Consider the following 19,775-nt stretch of genomic DNA (forward strand, 5'->3'; position numbering starts at 1 on the left):
AACAACCCCTGCTCATCCCCATGCGGCCCAGGACCCGGACGGTCCGGCGGCGCACGCGACGACGGCTCACGTGGCCAGCAGGCGGCGACCGGCGGTCCCGGCCGCGGCGCCCGCGTCCGGTCCACCCGCCTGCGCCTGCTCGATGGTCAAGTCGGCGAGCAGGGCCAACGCCGCAGCGGTAGGCGGGTCGTCGGCGTCGGGCCCGTAGATCACCATTTGCTGGCCTTCGTCGTCGGGCAGCCACAACAACTCGTCCCGAAGGCGCAGTGACCCCACCAGAGGGTGCCGGTACTCCCGTACCGAGTGGGCGCACTCCCGGACGGGGTGGGCCGCCCAGAGGCCGCCGAATTCCGGGCTGAGCACCGTCAGGGCGCCGATCAGCTCGGTCAGTCGGCTGTCGTGCGGATAGCGGGCCGCCGATATCCGCAGGTACGCCACCGCGTCCCGGGCCTTGCCCCGCCAGTCGACGTAGAGGTCACGCATGTGCGGGTCGAGAAAGACCAACCTGCCGAGGTTGGGCCGCTCGCGTTCGCTGCGCGGTGCCAGGAAGGGCAGGTGGCCGGCGAGCAGGGCGTGGCCCAGTCGATTCCACGCCAACACGTCGGCCCGGCGGTCGATCACCAGCGCGGGGACCCGGCCGAAGGCCTCGATCATCGTCCGGACCGCGGGCCGGAGCTGCTCGGGCCGGGGCCGACGCCGCACCCCGGGCCGTTGACGCGCCTGGTTGTAGAGGTGGGTGCGCTCGTCGTCGGTCAACTGCAGCACCCGCGCTATCGCGTCGAGCACCGACCGGAAGACCGACGTGTGCCGGCGAGATGCGCTCCCGCCGGCTTCGCAGGAACTCGGCAAGGTCAACCCTGTTGCGGCTGACAGTCAAGGCGGCATCCCCCCGTACGGTTCCCCCGAACCTCGCCGACAAAGGCCCTCGGCAGCACCCAACCTAGTACGCGGGCGCCGCCGGACTTCCCCACACCGCGCCCGTCGATCGGCGGGTGACCGCACCGCAGGTCGCGCAGGGGCTGCGGGTACCGGCTCACGCGAGGCGGATACGACGTTCGTGGTATGTCGACGGGTCCGGCGGTCCGTACAGTCTGGCGGTATGCGGCGTTGGGTCGTGGAGACGATGATCGTGGCGGCCGTGGGCGTGCTGACCGCGTACCGGCTCGCGACGACGCCGGTGGCGCTGGGTGACCGAGCGCCGGACCTGTGGGCGTACGGTGTCGCCGCCGCGATGGTGTTCGTGCTGCCCGCTCGACGGCGGTGGCCGGTCGGTGTGCTGATCATCGTGGGCGGGCTCTACCTGGCCTACCACATCTTCCACTACCCGGGTGGCGCGCCGGCGGTGCCCGCGTGGGTGGCGCTGTACGCCGTCGGTGCGGCGTCGCGGCAGCGCGTGGGTCTCGTCGTCGCGGCCCTGTTCGTGCTCCTGGATGCCCAGGGGCGGGTGGCGGTGACCGGCGCGAGGCCGTTCGACGCGTCGCTGGACAGCTCGACTGTGGTGTTCGTGGCGGCGTTGCTGCTCGGCGAGGTGGTGCGCGGGCGCCGGACCCAGCTGGCGTTGCTGGCGGCCGACCAGAGTCGGGCCGCCGAGCAGCGGGTCGTCGAGGAGCGTATCCGCATCGCGCGGGAGCTTCACGACGTCACGGCGCACACCTTGGCCGTGGTGTCGGTGCAGGCGGGCGTCGCGGCCGACGTGCTGGACGAGGATCCCGCCCAGGCCCGGACCGCGCTGCGCGAGGTACGCCGGGCCAGCCGCGAGGCGATGGTGGAGTTACGCGCGGCGGTGGGCGTGCTGCGCGACGGCACCCCGGCGGCCGGGCCGGAGCCGCCGACGCCCACGCTCGATCGGCTGCCCGCGCTCGCCGAGTCGACAGGTGCGGTCGTGACCTGCGACGGCGAGCCGCGCGCGTTGCCGCGGGCCGTGGAAACCACCGCCTACCGCATCGTTCAAGAGGCGGTGACGAACGCGTTGCGGCACGCCGGTGCGGCCCAGATCGAGGTGCGTGTCGGATACCGCCCCGACGGACTGTCGGTGACGGTGCGTGACAACGGGCGGGGCGGCGTCCCGGTAGCCGGCAACGGGCTGCGTGGCATGGCCGAGCGCGCCGGCGGGCTGGGCGGGTGGCTTCGAGCGGGACCGGCCGACGGGGGAGGCTTCGAGGTGCGGGGGTGGCTGCCGGTATGACGATCCGAGTCCTGCTGGCCGACGACCAGACCCTCGTCCGCGCGGGCTTCCGGGTCCTGCTGGAGCGGGCGCCGGACATCGAGGTTGTCGCGGAGGCAACCGATGGGGAGGAGGCGATCGCTCTCACCCGGGCGCACCGGCCGGACGTCGTGTTGATGGACATCCGGATGCCGGGCACCGACGGATTGACGGCCGCCCGGCGCATCCTCGCCGATGCCAGGTTGCCCAACGTACGCGTTGTGCTGCTGACCACCTTCGAGTTGGACGAGTACGTCTTCGCGGCGCTGCAGGCCGGCGCGAGCGGGTTCCTGCTCAAGGATCTGGAGCCGGACGAACTGCGCAGAGCCGTACGCGTGGTCGCCGCCGGTGACGCGCTGCTGGCGCCCGCCGTGACCAGACGGCTCATCGCCGCCTTCGCCAGCGGTCCTCCAGTACCGGGCCTCGACAGCCTGACCTCGCGGGAGCGGGAGGTGGTCGGCCTCGTCGCCGACGGCCTGTCGACGGTGGAGGTGGCGGACCGGCTGCGGATGAGCCCGGCCACGGCGAAGACCCACACCAACCGGGCGATGACGAAGCTCGGGGCCCGCGATCGGGCACAGCTGGTCGTGTTCGCGTACCGCAGCGGGCTTGTCGGCCTACCGCGACCGCGGTAGGCCGAGGCCCACCGATGGCAGATCCGGTACGGGTACGCCGCTCGTAGCGTTCCGGTCATGTTTCTTATCTTGGGTCCGGCGTTGAATCTGCTCGCCGGCTTCTTCTGGCAGAACGACACTCAAGGCGTCACCGCCGGCACGATCATCGTGTTGTCGAGCGCGTGCTGGCTCATCGGGCTGATCGGGTTGTTCGAGCGGCTGCGGCCCACCACGCCGAAGTACGTCGCGGTCGGGTTGCCGGCAACGGTGTTCGGTGCGATCGGCGGGGTGGCCTACGGCGTACAGAGTATTCACGAGGGACTGTTCGCCGTCTCCCACGCCGAAGCGGTCGAACGCCTTGGTGAGCACCCGTTCGCCGCGTTCGCGGTGTACTGGACGTGCGGACCGCTGTTTCCCGTCAGCCTTTTCGTCCTGGGCCTCGTGCTGGCCAGGGTGCGCGCGGCGCCACTTCCGGTCGGAATCATGGTCAGCCTGGGCGCGGTCGTGTTCCCGCTGAGCCGCATCACCCGGGAGGCGTCCATCGCGCACCTGGCGGACCTGTTCCTGCTGCTGCCGTTCCTCTACCTGGGGCTGCGGTCGATGACGCGTGACTCGTCGGCCGGGGAGCAGGCTGTCGTTCCCCGGTAGCGGTCCGGCCGCTCGCCGCGCCACGTATGTGCCCTCGGGTCGCAGCGGACTCCGTTGACCAGGCAGCACGCCGTAGTTAGCGTTATCAATTCCGTCCACGTCAGAGGAACCGCCACCACGATCGAGGAGGATCAGTTGAGACTGCGACAGCGAAGGCCACGTCTCGGGCTGAGTCGCAAGGGTAGAGGTGTCGCGGTCCTGGCACTGGGTGCGCTTCTGTCGGTCTCGTTCGCGGCGACGCCCTCGCACGCCGCCGAGGAGCAGCTCGACGAGGGTCTGGTGCACCACTTCGCCCTCGACGAGACCAGTGGGACGACGCTCGTCAACTCGGGTAGCGCGGGCGCGGCGGCGAACGCCACGCTCGTGCATCCCGAGAAGGCGGCCCTGACCGGCGAAGGAGTCCGGCTCAACCCCGACTCCTACGAGAGCGCCCTCGACGGCGCATACGTGGCACTGCCGAACGACATCACCGCGGGCATGTCCAACCTCACCGTCGACTATGACGTGTGGGTCGACCCGGCAAACGTCGGCGAGCACCAGATGTGGGGCTTCGGCCGCAAGTCCGGCTCGTGCGACGTCGACACCGGCGCCGAGGGCTCCATCTTCGCGTCGAACACCCAGCGGTTCCGCGTCGCGGTGGGCCCGGCGAACCTCCAACAGAACCGGGTCCGCATGCTCGAGGGAGCGTGGACTCATGTCACCTACACCCAGTCACTGAACTCGAACGGCACGAGCTGGACCGGCAGGCTCTACCTCGACGGCGTGCTGCACGCGACGTCGGCCGACCTGACCACGGCGCCGTCGGTGAACGCGGCGGGGACCAACTGCAACTTCCTCGGTCGCTCGCAGACGTCGGGCCACTACTCGTTCCGTGGAACGATCCGGGACTTCCGCGTCTACGACCGGGCGGTGGGTCTCGACGAGACACTCGTCCTGGCGGAGAAGACCGTCTCCGCTGGGGTCCGCGCCGACGCCGCGGCCATCGACCTCGGCCGGACCAGTGCGGTCGTACGCGATGTCGTTCTGCCCAAGGTGGGCTCCGTGGCGGGCTCGACCCTCACCTGGACGAGTTCGGACCCGTCGGTCGTCGAGGTCGACGCCCCGCCAGCCCTCCCCAGCGCACGCAAGGTCGCGGTGACCGGCAGGATCACCCGGCCCGCGCGGGGACAGCCCGACTCGACAGCCACCCTCACGGCGACTGTCCGCAAGGGCGCCCAGGAGGTCACCACTCGGGAGATCCCCGTCGTGGTGAAGGCCGAGTTCGACGATGCGCAGGCGGTCGACCGGGACGCCTTCGACCTGACCCTGGACGCCACCGACGAGGTACGCGGAAACCTCGACCTCGCCGCCAGGGGCGAGTTCGGATCCACGATCACCTGGACGTCGACCACCGGCCTCGTCACCCCGACGGGTGCGGTCAGCCGCCCGGCCTTCGGCCACGAGGATGTCGCCGCCACCCTGACGGCGACCATCACCAGGGGTACGGCTTCGCAGAAGAAGTCGTTCCCGGTGACCATCGCGGCCCTGCCGCGGTCCGAGGAGTACGAGCGGTACTTCATGGGGTACTTCAAGGGCGAGGGAATTGCCGACGGCGAGCAGATCATGTTCGCCACATCCAATGGAAACACCGCCCTGGACTGGACCGGTCTGACCGGAGGTCGGCCGTCGCTCATCTCCCAACTGGGCGACCAGGGGCTTCGTGACCCGCACATCGTCCGCTCACCCGACGGCGACACCTTCTATATGATCGCCACCGACCTGAACTGGTACGACCAGGGCGGATACGCGATCAACGACACCCAGTACATCGAGGTGTTCGAGTCGCACGATCTGGTCAACTGGACCCCTCAGCGGCACGTGAAGGTCGCGCCCGACAACGCGGGCAACGCCTTCGCGCCAGAGTCGCTGTGGGTCGAGGAGATCGGCGCCTACGTCGTGTTCTGGGCGCAGTCGCTGTGGAGCGACCCCGTGAACCGCACCGGTCAGGGCAACGCGCAGATGTGGTACGCCACGACGCGAGACTTCCAGACGTTCTCCGCTCCCCAGGTCTGGCAGGATCCGGCCCCGTTGTCGCGGATCGACACGACCGCGATCCGGGTCGGCGACCACTACTACCGGGTGACCAAGAACGAGGCCGGCAACCAGGGCTCGGACATCTTCTCGGAGAAGCACACGGACTTCCTGGACAGCGACATCGACAACTGGACGTTGGTCGCGCCGGCTCTGGGTCGCACGACGTGGGTCGCCAACCAGGGGTACGAGGGACCTGTCATCTTCAAGGCGAACCCCGGTGACACCTCCTGCCCCGGCCAGTTCTACCTCTGGGGTGACCGGTACACGAACGGTGGCGGATACCAGGCCGCGTGTCACGAGAACATCGAGGCCCCGACCTGGAACGCCAAGGCGATCACGATGACCAACGCGGGTGTCGTCCGTCCGCGTCACGGCACCGTGATCCCGCTGACCGTTCGCGAGTGGAACGACATCCGCGGAATCCCGAACAGCGACGTCACGACCACCACCGAGGTGGCGGTCGAGCCGTACGCGAACGGCGCCCAGACGACCACGGCAACCGTGACAGTCACGGCGGCCGACGGGTTCGAGACCGGCGGTCAGGTGCGGCTCAGCATCGGCTCGTGGTCGACGCTCGTCCACCTGACCGACGGCGCAGCGACGGTCACGCTGCCGACAGGTCTGCCGGCGGGTGCCCGGACGGTAAAGGCCGAGTACCTCGGCTTCGACTACCTGTTGGCGTCGGCGGGTACGGCATCGTTCGGGGTGCCCTCCGGCCCGACCGCCGTCAAGGTCCAGGCGAAGGCCGCGCCGGCATCGGTTGTCCGCGGGGACACGTTCAGATTGAACGTGACAGTTGAGCCGGGCGGGCGCAAGCACCACGCTCCGACCCCCACCGGCGAGGTCACCGTCACCTTCGGCGGCACCGTGCACGTCGTGCCACTTGCGGACGGTAGGGCCGTCGTCGAGCTGCCGACCGCCGATCTGCAGCCCGGGTCCTACCGGGTCCACGTTGCCTACTCCGGCAACCCGACCTACCAGCCCCATGCCGCCGATTCCCAGAAATTGACGGTACGGAAGCCACACCGGCACCCCTAGGCGTGCGGAGATGCGGCACAGGTAGGAGCGGGCGAGGTCTGTTGATCTCGCCCGCTCCTACCGCACGGCCCAGCGACCGGACTATCGAGTGAGCATGCCCTTCTCGACGGCCAGGTTGTAGTTCTCCCCGAAAACGTTCAGTTCGTGGACTCCGACCTTGACGTTCTCGGTCGTACCCAGGACCTTCAGTCGGACCGCGTTCGTGAGCACCCGGTCGAAGGTGACGTAGTCAGCCGTGTACGCGGTGGAGTTCGTACTCCTGTCGACCAGGGGCCGCCACGTGTTGGTGGGGATGTCCTTGTACTCCAGCGTGTACCGCACCGCGTTGTCCTTGGTGAACGCGCGTCCGAGTTCCTTCCACTGGATCTGTGCGGCGGAGATGTGGAAGACGGTCCCGAAGCCCCTGATGTACGTGGGCGCGGTGTCGCCGTCAGCCGGCTCCCACCAGGTGGAGAGGGAGCGGTCGCTTCCGTAGTACGGGTTGCGCCCGGGCGCATAGCTGCTTGCCCAGTACGCCTGGCTGTTGGTGGCGACATTGTAGAGTCCGGTGTCGTCCCTGCCCGAGATCTTCTTCCCCGGGGCCAGTTGCGGGGTGTTGGACAACTCGCAATCGATCGCTCCCCGTTTCGGACCGGCGGGATTCACGGTGCAGATGTCCATCCCCAGTCGCCGCTCGAAGAACTCCTCGTACGCGATGACATAGGTGTAGAAGAACACCAGGTTGCCGGACTTGTCGACGACGAAACTGCCGTGCCCGGCGTTCGGATATACCGCACTCGGGTGGTTGTTTCCGTAGCCGATCGGGTTCTGCTGGGTGACCTTGAACCCGGACAGTGGCTTCTTCGACGTCATCACACCTGTCGCGTACGTGGTGAACTCCGTGCCGCCGGACGCGACCGACAGGTAGTACGTGTCCCCCACCTTGAACAGCTGCGAACCCTCCACGTACCCATGGGTGTAGGTCGCCTTGTTGTCACCGATGTGCTGCCACTCCTGGCGCGGGTCGAAGGTCCACAGCACGACCGGGTCGCTGAGGAGTTGCCGAGGATTGTTCGGGTCGAGTTCGGCGCCCATGATCGGCGAGCCGATGTTGTACGTCAGGTACAGCCGACCGTCCGTGTCCGGGAAGAACTGCACGTCGCCGACGCTCAGGGTCTGGCCGTTCGGGCGCAGGAAACTTCCCATGCTGGTCCACGGCCCGGTGGGCGAGTCCGCCTGATAGACAGGCGTGTTGTTGCCGGCCATGTAGAACGTGTCGCCGAGCTGCACGACTGTTGGTGCGACCAGGCCGAGGTTCATCTGGTGGGGCGTCCACGTGAGGTAGTCGGTGGTGGACCAGACAGTGCGGTTGTTGTTCGGCGCGTTCTGCATGGCGCCTGATGCGTAGAGGTAGATGGTCCCGTCGACGTTCAGCGCGGACCAGTCCGCCCCGGTCCGTGCGGAGTTCTCGGAAATCCTGCTGAACCCGGCGGTGGATCGGCTCGCGAGAGTCCGCCCGGACGCCGCCGTCCACGTCTCCAGGTCCAGGCTGGCCGGGATCTGCGAAGTGTCTGCGACATTCTGGTCCGTAGGCGGCATCGTTCCGACGATGTTGCGCACGGCCATCCCGGGCAGATTGATCGGGTTGACGTACGTCTGAGACATGTCGACACCGGCCAGTGGCACCTTGGCGGACGGGGTGTGAGCCCCGGCGCCGGGTGCCGCCGGCGGCGCGGGTTTCTCCGCCGAGGCCGACACGATAGGCGTCAGTTGACCCACGCCCACTCCTACCACGAGAGCAAGGCCAATAGCCGCTAACCCTCGACGTCGATTGCCGGCGGCCCTCTCGATAACCATTAATTGCCACCTTCCGTCTGGGCGCATTTAGCGCTGACAACGGGCAGTCCGATTTACGAACAGCCCGACTGGCGTGGTTAATTGCTGGAGGTGAGGCATCGTTCGACGCTGATCACGAAGGATGGGAGAAGGATTTCCGCTCGACCAGATGGGCTTCCCGCGCACACGCCCATCGACTCGGTCTCGTCCGGCGCGAATCAGCGACCGGCGGCTGTTAGCGCTAACAACGTTTCGGTGATGTTAACGGTGCTATTTGGAGCGTGTCAAGAGCATCAATGCGATGCGACAAGACTGATCATGGTGTCGAGCAGGGTGGTGCAGGACGGTTTGTGACACGCGTCGGAGCAGGTCGCCATGCCACGACGAGTCCGCTCTGGCAAGCTGTCCCAGTGATCGTCGGTGATCTGTTGGGCGACAGGTATCAGGTCGAGAGCCGTCTCGGCGCCGGTGGCATGTCGGTCGTCTGGCGGGCGTGGGACCGGGTCCTCGAACGCGCGGTGGCCGTCAAGGTCCTGGCCGGCGCGCAAGCTGCCGCCCAGGGCGCACGACAACGCATCCATGCGGAGGCCAGGGCCGCGGCGGGCCTCTGGCACCCCCACGTGACGAGCGTGTACGACTTCGGCGAACACACCGATGCCGCTGGGCGTCAGGTGTCGTACGTGGTGATGGAACTGTTGCCCGGCCAGACCCTGTCTCAGCGACTTGCCGCCGGTCCCCTGCCGCCGCCCGCAGCGATGCGGACGTGCGCGCAGGTCGCCGAGGCGCTGGCCGCCGCGCATGATCGCAATCTGGTGCACCGGGACATCAAACCGTCAAACGTGATGCTGACACCCGCTGGCGTGAAGGTTGTCGACTTCGGTCTGGCCGCCACCGTCGGTCGGCCGGAGCTGGAGGCGGACGGGAAACTGTTGGGCACCGCGGCCTACCTTGCGCCGGAACGGCTCACCGGTGGCACCGTCCTGCCTGCCTCCGACGTGTACGCGCTCGGACTGTTGCTGTACCGAGCGCTCACCAACGAGCTGCCCTGGTCGGCGGAGACCCCCACGCAGATGTTGGATGCGCACGTGTACGTCGATCCGGCACCACTGCCGGACATTGCGGGAGTGTCAGCCGAGGCTCATCGTCTCCTCGACCGTTGCCTCGCCCGGGATCCCGCTGACCGGCCGGACGCCAGGGAGGTGGCGACGGCCCTGCACGGTCTGAGCGACGACGCCGAGCGGCAGGTGGCACGAACGGCGCAGCAGGTGCCCGTCCCGCTCGTACCGGCCTCGGCCACCGCCAGTTCCTCCACCGGCCGGCGTCGCCGCCTCCTCGGCTCGTTGTCGATCCCCGCTCTGATGGTGACGGCAGGGATCATCTGGCTCCTCCTCCCCCACTTCTCGGCTGTCGACGGCAGGTCGGACGGGGCCGCCTCTCGACACGGTGCCACCCCACCGGGCGCCGCCGATGCGCCTGCCACTGAGGCACCCACTCCCCGGCAGACCTCCGCGGAGCCCGCACCACCTTCACGGCCAAGCCGAACGTTCGCCGCTCCGGCTGGGCCGGCTGCACCTGTCGGAGCCGGGTCGTCGACCACTCCCCCTACCGCGCCACGGAGCGGCGAGCAGATGACGGCCACTGCCGCACCGGCACCGGCGGCCGCGAAGCCGGGCAGCCCCGTTCGGGCACTCGGTGGCTTGGTGACCGTGCTCTGCACCGGCGGCCAGGCTCACGTTGCGAACGTCGCTCCTGCCTCCGGCTACCGAGTCACGGAGTACGAATCGGGTCCTACCAAGGAGATCCGCGTGGTGCTGCTGTCCACGGACAACAAGAGCGAGATCAAGGCGCGGTGCGACAACGGCACGCCGTTGCCGAAGATCAAGGAGAGCCGCCAGTGAACGCGCCCGGTGCGGCCTTTCATCCTACCTTTGTTGAGGCTTTTGTCGGGATTGATGGAATTTCAGGCTTCGTCGTAAGATAGATCAGTCTAAATCCTTGACTCAGTGCCCATGTTGCCGGTTAATCACATCTACGTGTCGGCCATGTTCGCCCTCCCGGGTGACCGACGATGCTGGCGCGCCGTCGAATCGATTCGACGACCGCCGGCAGCGAAGCCTTGACCCGAAGTCGTCAGGCTGCCGGGTGAGCCACAGGAGGTTGCCGTGCATCGTAGGAACGTCCGCTGGGGTGACCGATTGTCGGCGTCGGTCAGAGGGCTGGCCGCGACCGTGGAGCTCGGCCTCCCCCTGACGCTGGGTGGCCTGACCCTGGCAACTCCCGGGTCGGCCCCGGCCGTGCCGGTCGCGACGCGAAGTGTCGCGGCCGCGGGACTTGACGACGTGACGGCCGGCAACGCCGCGATCGATACGCCGCGGCAACCAGTGACGGCGCGCGGTATCGAGAGGAACTTCTGATGACAGACCTGCCCGTGAGCCGGAGGCACCTGCTCGCCACCGCCGCGCTGACCGCCGGCTCGGCGGCCCTGATCCCGGCCGTGGGCGCCGGACGGGCCGCCGCCGCCGCGCCTCAGGCCACGCTGCCCGAGCGCGGGATCTACGACGCGTCGGCGGCGACGACCTGGACGGACGGGTTCCTCACCGGCAACGGCGAGTACGGCGCCGTCCTGTACGGAACCCCGACCCTCGAGAAGGTGATCTTCAATCACCACCGCTTCGTGCTGCCCAACGGCAGCCGCGGCGTGACCCCGCCGGTAATCTCCGGGCGGCTGGCCGGCGTACGAGACAAGGCACTGGCCGGGAACTACGCCGGAGCCAACACGGACTTCGCGGCCGGCTGGAGCCTGCGCTGGACCCAGACCTACCACCCCGGCTTCGAGCTGCAGATCAGTACGCCCGGCATGACCACCGCCAACGGGTACGCCCGCAGCACCGACTTCCGGACCGGGGAGGTCACCTCCACCTGGACCGACAGCTACGGCACCTGGACCCGCCGCGCCTTCGCCTCCCGAGCCGACCACGTCGTCGTACACGAACTGACCCCGGCGTCCGGCCGCTCGATCGACGCGACGCTCAGCGTCAACACCTCCCTCGCGGGCGTCCCCGGCTCGGTCCGTTTCACCACCCTGGCCAGCGTCATCGACGGTTCCGGTTACCTGAACCTGCGCGGCACCTACCCGTCCGGGCAGGGCGCGTTCGGCTTCGAGGGCGTCACCCGGGTCGTCGCCACCGGTGGCACGGTAGCCGCGAACGGGTCGAGCATCGTCGTCACCGCGGCGACCAGGCTCGTCCTGCTGACCAAACTCGACCGGTACGAGTCACCCACCGCCTGGGACAGCAGGCCGTTGCACGCGGCGCTGGCCGCGGTGCGCGCCGACTATGCCGAGCTGCGGACCCGGCACGTCACCCTGCACTCGGCGATGTTCGACCGCTCCCGCCTGGACCTGAACGTCTCCGCCGCCGACCGACAGCTGTCGACCACCCAGCTGATCGCCCGGCAGAACGCCAACCGCAACACCATCGATCTGGCCCTGCTGGAGCGCCTCTACGACAGCGGCCGGTACCTGTTCATCAGCTCCAGCGGCGTACTGCCGCCGCGGTTGACCGGAATCTGGGCCGGCACCTGGAATGGCGCCTGGGCCGACGATTTCACCACCGATGCCAACATCAACCTGCAGGTCGCGGGCGGCAACATTCTCGACCTCACCGACGCCATGCAGGGCTACTTCAACCTGATCCTCGGCCAGCTCGCGCACTGGCGCACCAACGCTCGCAACCTGTACGGCGCCCGCGGCTTCCTGGCCCCATCGCGCACCGACGGCGAGTACGGGTACATGCTGCACTTCGACCCCGGCTTCCCCGGCCAGTGCTGGACCGGCGGCGCGGACTGGCTGCTCTACCCGCTGCTGGAGTATTACCAGGTCACCGGGGACCGGACGTTCCTGGCTGAGAAGCTGGGACCGGCGCTGATGGAGCCGGCGCTGTTCTACGAGGACTTCCTGACCCGCACCGACTCGGCCGGCCGTGTGGTGTTCGTGCCGTCGTTCTCGATGGAGAACTCGCCAGCCAGCACGAACGTCCTGCTGGCGATAAACGCCACCGGCGACATCCAGGCCGGCAGACACGCCCTGCGGGCGGCCGTCGAGGCCGCCAACACGCTCGGTGTCGAGCAGGGTGCCGGTCAGGGTGTCGCACGCTGGACGGCCCTGCTGGCGAAGCTCCCGCCCTACACGGTCAACGGCAGCGGCGCCCTCGCCGAATGGTCCTGGCCGGGGCTCACGGACCGCTACAACCATCGGCACGTCCATCACCTGTACGGCGCGTGGCCCCTGCACGAGATCAATCCCGAGGAGGCGCCCGGGCTGGTCACCGCCGCGCTCAGGGCGCTGGCGCTGCGGGGTGACGAGAACACCTCGGCGCACGGCAGCCTGCATCGAGCCCTCGCCTCCGCTCGGCTGAAGGACGCCGCGGGCGTCTACAGCAACCTCCGGAAGATCATCGGCAACAACATGATCTTCCGGTCGCTGATGACAGCACACAACCCGAACCTGGAGACCTACAACGCCGATGCGGCCAACACGCTGCCGGCCGTACTCAGCGAGGCGCTTGTCTACACCAGGCCGGGCATCATCGAGCTGCTGCCCGCCGTGCCCGGCCAGCTCGCCAGGGGCACCATCACCGGCGTCCGCGGACGCAACCAGGTCCGCATCCACAGCCTCTCCTGGGACCTGCCCGGTCGCTCGGTAACCGTGGCACTCACCTCGACGATCACCCAGGCGATCACCCTGATCAGCCGGCGCGGGATGGCATCCATCACCACGTCCGCGACTGTCACCTCCTCGCCGCTCGGCCCGCACGCCCGGGTGATCTCGTTGACGGCCGGGCAACAGATACAGGTCGTCGTCGGCCTGCCGGCCGCCGCCGCCAGCGGCGTCGTTCGACTTGTCAACCGGCGCAGCGCGAAGGTGCTGGACGTCAACGGCGGCTCCACCACGGACGGGGCAACCGTCATCCAGTGGCCGTGGACTGGCGCGGCCAACCAGCAGTGGCGGCTGCTGCCCAACAGCGACGGCTCATTCCGGCTGTCCGGTGTCAAGAGCGGGAAGGTCCTGGACAGTCCAGGTGGCTCGGGCCAGGGCGCGGCGCTCGTGCAATGGGCCGACAACGGCGGACGTAACCAGTGGTGGAATCTCGTCCCGGCGACGACAAGCGGATACCACCGGCTCGTCAATGTGAGCAATGGCTGGTGTGTCGGGGTCGAAGGCGGCTCCACCGCGGACGGCGCCAGAGTGATCCAGCAACCGGTCAGCTCCGAGATCAGCCAGGAATGGCAGATCGTTGATGTCTAGGAGGCAACATGTCCGAAGTGACACGAAGGAAACTTCTCGGCGCCGGGGCGGCGGGGGCTGGTGTCATGCTGCTGCCGGCGGGTTGGACCGCAGCCGCTCGGGCCGGGTCGACCGCACCCCCAAGCGTGCTGGCAGCCAACGACCTGGCGTTGTGGTACGACGAGGCGGCGGGTACGGATTGGCTACGGGCTCTGCCGATCGGCAACGGCCGGTTGGGCGCGATGGTGTTCGGGAATGTCGACACCGAGCGGCTGCAGCTTAACGAGGACACCGTGTGGGCCGGTGGCCCGTACGACTCGGCCAACACCCGTGGTGCGGCCAACCTGGCGGAGATTCGGCGGCGGGTCTTCGCCGATCAGTGGACGCAGGCGCAGGATCTGATCAACCAGACCATGCTGGGCAGTCCGGTCGGGCAGTTGGCCTACCAGCCGGTCGGCGACCTGCGGCTGGCTTTTGGCAGTGCCAGCGGGGCGTCGCAGTACCAGCGGACCCTCGATCTGACCACGGCCACCACGACCACCAGCTACGTGCTCAACGGGGTGCGGTTTCAGCGTGAGGTCTTCGCCAGCGCACCGGACCAGGTGATCGTGATCCGCCTGACCGCCGACCGGGCAAACGCGATCACGTTCACCGCCACGTTCAGCAGCCCGCAACGGACGACCGTGTCCAGCCCGGACGCCGCCACGATCGGCCTCGACGGTGTCTCCGGCAACATGGAGGGCATCAACGGGCAGGTCCGGTTCCTTGCCCTGGCCAATGCCGCCGTGAGCGGCGGCACGGTCAGCAGCTCCGGTGGCACGCTGCGGGTCTCCGGCGCGACAAGCGTCACCCTGTTGGTGTCGATCGGTTCCAGTTACGTCAACTACCGGACCGTCAACGGCGACTACCAGGGCATCGCGCGGCGGCACCTCGACGCGGCCCGTACCATCGGCTTCGACCAGTTGCGCACTCGCCATGTGGCCGACTACCAGGCGCTGTTCAACCGGGTGTCGATCGATCTGGGACGCACGACGGCGGCCGACCAAACCACCGACGTACGGATCGCGCAGCACGCGAGCGTCAACGATCCGCAATTCTCCGCGCTGCTGTTCCAGTACGGTCGCTACCTGCTGATCTCCTCCTCACGGCCGGGCAGCCAGCCGGCGAACCTGCAGGGGATCTGGAATGACCAGATGGCGCCCTCCTGGGACTCGAAGTTCACCATCAACGCGAACCTGCCGATGAACTACTGGCCGGCCGACACCACCAACCTGGCCGAGTGTTACCTGCCGGTCTTCGACCTGATCAAAGATTTGACGGTGACCGGCGCCCGTACTGCTCAGGTGCAGTACAACGCGGGGGGTTGGGTCACCCACCACAACACCGACGCGTGGCGCGGCTCGTCGGTGGTCGACGAAGCCCTGTGGGGGATGTGGCAGACCGGCGGCGCCTGGCTGGCCACCATGATCTGGGACCACTACCAGTTCACCGGAGACGTCGAGTTCCTGCGCGCCAACTACCCGGCCATGAAGGGCGCCGCCCAGTTCTTCCTCGACACGCTGGTCAGCCACCCGACGCTCGGCTACCTCGTCACCAACCCGTCGAACTCGCCCGAGCTGCGTCATCACACGAACGCCAGCGTCTGCGCGGGGCCGACGATGGACAACCAGATCCTGCGTGACCTGTTCAATGGCGTCGCACGGGCCGCCGAGGTCCTCAATGTGGATGCCACCTACCGCGCCCAGGTACTGACCGCCCGGGACCGGCTGCCGCCGACGCGTGTCGGGTCCCGCGGCAACGTCCAGGAATGGCTCGCCGACTGGGTGGAGACCGAGCGGACTCACCGGCACGTCTCCCACCTGTACGGGCTGCACCCCAGCAACCAGATCACCAAACGCGGAACCCCACAACTGCACCAGGCCGCACGACAGACCCTGGAACTGCGCGGCGACGACGGCACCGGCTGGTCCCTCGCCTGGAAGATCAACTATTGGGCACGACTCGAAGACGCCACCCGCGCCCACAAGCTCCTCCGCGACCTGGTGCGCACCGACCGGCTCGCGCCGAACATGTTCGACCTGCACCCGCCCTTCCAGATCGACGGCAACTTCGGCGCCACCTCCGGCATCGCCGAAATGCTGCTCCACAGCCACGCGGGCGAACTACACCTCCTGCCCGCACTACCATCCGCCTGGCCAACCGGGCAGGTCACCGGGCTCCGGGGCCGCGGCGGATACACCGTTGGCGCCTCGTGGAGCAGCAGCCGAACCGAGCTCGTCGTCGTTCCCGATCGCGCCGGACCCATCCGCGTTCGCAACCGGATCTTCGCCGGCACCTTCGAACTGCGCGACGAGACGAGCGGCAGCGCCGTCCAGCCGACGCGGATCGAGGCCGATCTCGTGGAGTTCACCGGGCTGGCCGGCCACACCTACCGCGCGTCCGGGGTCAACTCGGGGCCGGTCGAGACTGGTGCGTACTACCGGCTCGTGGCCCAGCACAGCGGCAAGGCCGCCGACATCAACGGTGCGTCCACCGCCGCCGGCGGGTTGCTGATCCAGTGGCAGAGCTCCAGCGGACAGAACCAGCAGTTCGAGTTCGTGTCGGCGGACGGGGGCCACTTCCGGATCAGGGCGCGGCACAGCGGCCTGTTCCTGCAGGCCGCCAGCAACAGCACCGGCGCCGACATCACCCAGCAACCCGATGCATCCAACGCCGCCAGCCAGCAATGGCGGGTCGACGACCAGGGCGGCGGGGTGGTCAGACTCATCAACCGGCAAAGCGGCCTGGCAATGGACGTGTGGCAGGCTTCGACCGCCGACGGTGCCCGCATCTCCCAGTGGACCCCCGGCGCCGGCGCCAACCAGCGATTCAAACTTCAACGAATCTAGCCGGCTGGTTCACCGCTACGGACCGCGCAAGGGCCGGTTGACCCACCGCGCGTCGGTGTATCGGGTGTGTTGTCAGCGCCGCCGCAATCGCGGCGTTCCACGGTGATTGGATCGCGGCCGACTCGGGAGCACAAACCGTGCCCCCGAGTCGGCGCGACTATCGGCAGCCGGTTACCGGCGGCCGAACTTGACGCTCACCCCTGCCACTGGTCAGGCGGGTACGAACTGCCACTGCTGGTTGGTCCCGCCGTTGGCGGCCCACTGCACGACCTGCGCCCCGTCGCTGGTCGAGGCACCGGAGACATCGGCTACCAGTCCGCTGCTGCGGGCGACGATTGTGTAGTAGCCGTCACCGGTAGGCCGCAGGTACCACGACTGGTTCGCGCCGCCATTGGCCGACCACTGCTGTAGTTGCAGGCCCTGGGTGGTGCTGCCGGCGTTGACGTCGAGCATCTTTCCGGAGGCGGTGTAGCGCAGGGTGTAGGCGTCCTGCGTGGCGCTGATCGTCCACGTGGGGGTGCCGCTCTGCTGGACCGCCTTGGCACCGTCGGCGGTGGAGTTGCCGGCGATGGCGAGGGGCTTGCCGCTGTTGCGGTTGACGATGCGGTAGGTGCCCGCTGCGGGCCCGGTTCCGCCGCCGCTTCCACTGAGGTTGACGTACTCGACCGCGTCGGTGAAGACGGTGCTGCCGGACTTGGCGGTCGACAGCTGCAGGTACACGCGGCTGCCGGTGGCGGGAGCGGTGAAGGACACCGGCTGGGTCACCCGTGAGCCGAGCGGGACGGTCAGGGTGGTGCTGCCGGACGCGACGACCGCGCCGGTGGGGCTGTCGAGCCGGGCGGTCCAGGTGAAGCCCACCGAGGTGTTGGTGAGGTCGTCGTTGAACACGGTGATGTTGCGGGTCACCGTGGCGTTGCGGGCGTAGGTGGGCACGGCCTGCGCCAGCGGGAAGTTGCCGTTGGAGTCGGAATTGCCGGAGGCCGACCAGTAGGGAAGGTCGATCGCGGCCACCGGGTTGAACGCCGCCTGCACGCGCTGGATCTGCGGGTTGCTCCACGGGTCGGGCAGGTTGTCGACGCCGTAGATGGGGTGACCGCCCTCCTCCGGGGTGAAGTCGGTGGACCGCACGCCGGGCACGACGCTGGCCCAGGCGGACAGCAGCGTGTACGGGCGCAGGTCGGTGGCGCCCTTGCCGCGCTTGGCAGCAGTTGCGGTGGCGAACCACTCGAAGCCCTGCTTGTTGTTGCATGCCGGCCAGATGAACTCGCCCTCGCCGTCGGGCCGCCCGTTCACGGTGACCAGGCCCTCCCCGTACCTGCCGAAGCCGTCGACGTAGTGCGGGATGACCGCGAAGTTGGCGTACGTCATCCCGGGATACAGGCTGACGTTGTTGCCGACGCCCACCTCGACGATGATCGGCCGGGTGCCGTCGGCGCCGTTCATCGCCGCGTACAGGTCCTTCTCGAACTGCTCGGAGTCCTGGCCGCTCTGGTTCGGCTCGTTGTTCTGGCTCCAGCGGATGATCGCGGGGTGGTTGCGGTCGCGCAGGACCAGCGCACGGGCGTGGTTGATCATGTTGTCGCGTCCGACGGAGTTCTGCCACTCCTGCGAGGATTGAGAGCCGCGAATCGCGACCTCGTCGATGATCATCAGGCCCATCTCGTCGGCGACATCCAACATGTACGGGCTTCCGGGCTCCTGGTGGATGCGCACCACGTTGTAGTTCAGCCGCTGGTAGTTGTCCACCGCCTGCGGCCAGCCGCCGTTGCCGGACGACGGGGGCAGGAAGCCGGGCAGGGTGTGGTACGCGTCGCCCTTGCCGCCGTTGTTGATCCGGTCATAGTCGGCACCCTGGAGGTTGTCGCCGCGGAAGTTCACGCGCACGCCGTTGAGGTAGTAGTAGTCACCGTTCTGGGTGGCCTCCCGGAACCCGAACCGGTACTCGGCGTCGCTCGTCCGGCCGTCGTCGGTGGCGGCATGCACCGTCAGCCCGTGCAGCTGCGCCCGGTACCCCGACCGGTACGGCACGTTGGGCCACCAGTACGAGGTGCTGTCGAGGTTCCACGCGACCGGCCCGACGGTCACGGTCGCGGTCGAGCGGGCCGCCACGGTGACCGTACGGCTGGGCAGTGCCGGGTAGCTGAAGGCCGTTCCGTTGCTGGACGACAGCGACCCGGTCAACGTCACCGACCGGGAACTGCCCGACGTGTTCCGCACCGTCACGTCGTAGGTCAGCGTCTTGTTCGCCACCGACGTACGCACGAATGTGTCGCTGACGTACACCGCCGGGTACACCCGCAGGAACGCGGACCCGAAGATCCCCTGCGGGACCGCCTCGGACCACGTGGCGGCGTCGGGCACCAGGTACCGGCCGTTGGATGCCTTCAACGCGCCGCGGCCCTTCACGTTCACCGTGATCGTGTGGGTGGTGCCGGGCGCCGCGTATGCGCTGATGTCGAAGTTCGACGGGGTGAACGCCGTCGTCTGGGTGGCGACCACGCGGCCGTCGACCGACAGTGTCGCCTGGTGGTTGACGGCACCGAACTCGATCCAGGTCGACTGCGGCTGCCCCGAGTCCGGCACGGTGATGCTGCGCGAGTACACCGCCTCGTTCACGGTGGTGAAGCCCTGCTTGTACCAGCCGCCACCGGGTACCGCGATCGTGGTCGCCCCCCGGCCCGCGGGCGTGAAGTTCCACGTCCCGGCCAGGTCGACCGAGGCGACCGCGGCGTTGCCGGCCGCCACACCGTCAACACCGGCGGCCGCGACACTCTGCTTCGCGACCGGCGCGGCCAGGGTCGACCCGGGGGTCGTCAGGGTCAGGCCGCCCAGCGTCAGGGGCAGGGCGAGCGCCACGGTCGCGGCCAGCCCTCTGGCCATTGCCGACAATCGGCCACCCCAGTGGACGTTCGTACGATGCACGGTTACCTCCTGTGACTCATCCGCCAGCTCCGCAACACCGGTTCAGGGCACAGCCTCACGGCCGAGACTCGAATCGATTCGACAAATCTGCCGGCGTCGCCGACCATCCGGGAAGGATGGTTGCGGCCCAGATACATAGACCTGTATCAAAAGGCGCAGCGCGCGTGAAGTCAAGGTTTCGAGACGGTTACTTCCTGCTCCTGACGCCTCGCAAGCTTCGAGCGTCCGCCGATGGATACGGCCCTTCCGGAGTGCCAAGGCATCGCGCTCAGACATTCCGTCTCGCCGGC

General features: G+C 68.4%; 10 protein-coding genes. 7 read left to right on the forward strand and 3 right to left on the reverse strand.

Annotated elements, in window-relative coordinates; translation table 11 throughout:
• Positions 1-66 precede the first annotated feature (66 nt).
• Complete coding sequence (locus ACGFH8_RS02470) at positions 67-786, reverse strand: transcriptional regulator (RefSeq protein ID WP_393362257.1); 720 nt, start codon at positions 784-786, stop codon at positions 67-69.
• A 313-nt stretch (positions 787-1,099) separates the two neighbouring features.
• Between ACGFH8_RS02470 and ACGFH8_RS02475 the strand changes: the two genes are divergently transcribed.
• From ACGFH8_RS02475 to ACGFH8_RS02490, 4 genes are all read left to right on the forward strand, one after another.
• Positions 1,100-2,185, forward strand: a complete 1,086-nt coding sequence (locus ACGFH8_RS02475) for a sensor histidine kinase (protein ID WP_393362260.1) — start codon at positions 1,100-1,102, stop codon at positions 2,183-2,185.
• Positions 2,182-2,838, forward strand: coding sequence for a response regulator (locus tag ACGFH8_RS02480; RefSeq protein WP_393362263.1), 657 nt, complete (start codon positions 2,182-2,184; stop codon positions 2,836-2,838). The genes ACGFH8_RS02475 and ACGFH8_RS02480 overlap by 4 nt, the downstream gene beginning before the upstream one ends.
• A 57-nt stretch (positions 2,839-2,895) precedes the next feature.
• The gene (locus ACGFH8_RS02485; protein ID WP_393362266.1) at positions 2,896-3,465 is read left to right on the forward strand and encodes a hypothetical protein; all 570 of its coding nucleotides are present in this window, start codon (positions 2,896-2,898) and stop codon (positions 3,463-3,465) included.
• A gap of 135 nt (positions 3,466-3,600) precedes the next feature.
• Positions 3,601-6,576: an immunoglobulin-like domain-containing protein gene (locus tag ACGFH8_RS02490; protein ID WP_393362269.1), complete on the forward strand. Its 2,976-nt coding sequence runs from the start codon at positions 3,601-3,603 to the stop codon at positions 6,574-6,576.
• A gap of 81 nt (positions 6,577-6,657) precedes the next feature.
• On the opposite strand, the gene ACGFH8_RS02495 is transcribed toward ACGFH8_RS02490, so the two are convergent.
• Entirely contained in the window at positions 6,658-8,220 is a 1,563-nt protein-coding gene (locus ACGFH8_RS02495) for a family 43 glycosylhydrolase (protein WP_393362272.1), read from the reverse strand.
• Positions 8,221-8,801: 581 nt separating this feature from the next.
• Here ACGFH8_RS02495 and ACGFH8_RS02500 point away from each other — a divergent pair.
• The 3 genes from ACGFH8_RS02500 to ACGFH8_RS02510 all read left to right on the forward strand — a co-directional run bounded on the left by ACGFH8_RS02500 (position 8,802) and on the right by ACGFH8_RS02510 (position 16,563).
• Positions 8,802-10,289 (forward strand): serine/threonine-protein kinase, encoded by a 1,488-nt coding sequence (locus ACGFH8_RS02500; RefSeq protein ID WP_393362275.1) that lies wholly within the window; start codon positions 8,802-8,804, stop codon positions 10,287-10,289.
• Positions 10,290-10,804: 515 nt separating this feature from the next.
• Entirely contained in the window at positions 10,805-13,696 is a 2,892-nt protein-coding gene (locus ACGFH8_RS02505) for a glycoside hydrolase N-terminal domain-containing protein (protein ID WP_393362278.1), read from the forward strand.
• An 8-nt stretch (positions 13,697-13,704) separates the two neighbouring features.
• Positions 13,705-16,563, forward strand: a complete 2,859-nt coding sequence (locus ACGFH8_RS02510; RefSeq protein ID WP_393362281.1) for a glycoside hydrolase N-terminal domain-containing protein — start codon at positions 13,705-13,707, stop codon at positions 16,561-16,563.
• 210 nt (positions 16,564-16,773) lie between these two features.
• Here ACGFH8_RS02510 and ACGFH8_RS02515 read toward each other — a convergent pair whose 3' ends face one another.
• Entirely contained in the window at positions 16,774-19,485 is a 2,712-nt protein-coding gene (locus ACGFH8_RS02515; protein ID WP_393362284.1) for an RICIN domain-containing protein, read from the reverse strand.
• Between the last annotated feature and the right edge of the window lie 290 nt (positions 19,486-19,775).

Origin of the sequence: Micromonospora sp. NPDC049175, from assembly GCF_043197345.1 — a bacterium.
Taxonomy (GTDB): Bacteria; Actinomycetota; Actinomycetes; order Mycobacteriales; family Micromonosporaceae; genus Micromonospora.

What these genes read in the sequence shown, in the direction of transcription:
- ACGFH8_RS02485 (WP_393362266.1), top strand. Translation starts at nt 2,896, where the DNA reads ATGTTTCTTATCTTGGGTCCGGCGTTGAATCTGCTCGCCGGCTTCTTC.
- ACGFH8_RS02505 (WP_393362278.1), top strand. Translation starts at nt 10,805, where the DNA reads ATGACAGACCTGCCCGTGAGCCGGAGGCACCTGCTCGCCACCGCCGCG.
- ACGFH8_RS02480 (WP_393362263.1), top strand. Translation starts at nt 2,182, where the DNA reads ATGACGATCCGAGTCCTGCTGGCCGACGACCAGACCCTCGTCCGCGCG.
- ACGFH8_RS02475 (WP_393362260.1), top strand. Translation starts at nt 1,100, where the DNA reads ATGCGGCGTTGGGTCGTGGAGACGATGATCGTGGCGGCCGTGGGCGTG.
- ACGFH8_RS02510 (WP_393362281.1), top strand. Translation starts at nt 13,705, where the DNA reads ATGTCCGAAGTGACACGAAGGAAACTTCTCGGCGCCGGGGCGGCGGGG.
- ACGFH8_RS02495 (WP_393362272.1), bottom strand. Translation starts at nt 8,220, where the DNA reads ATGTCTCAGACGTACGTCAACCCGATCAATCTGCCCGGGATGGCCGTG.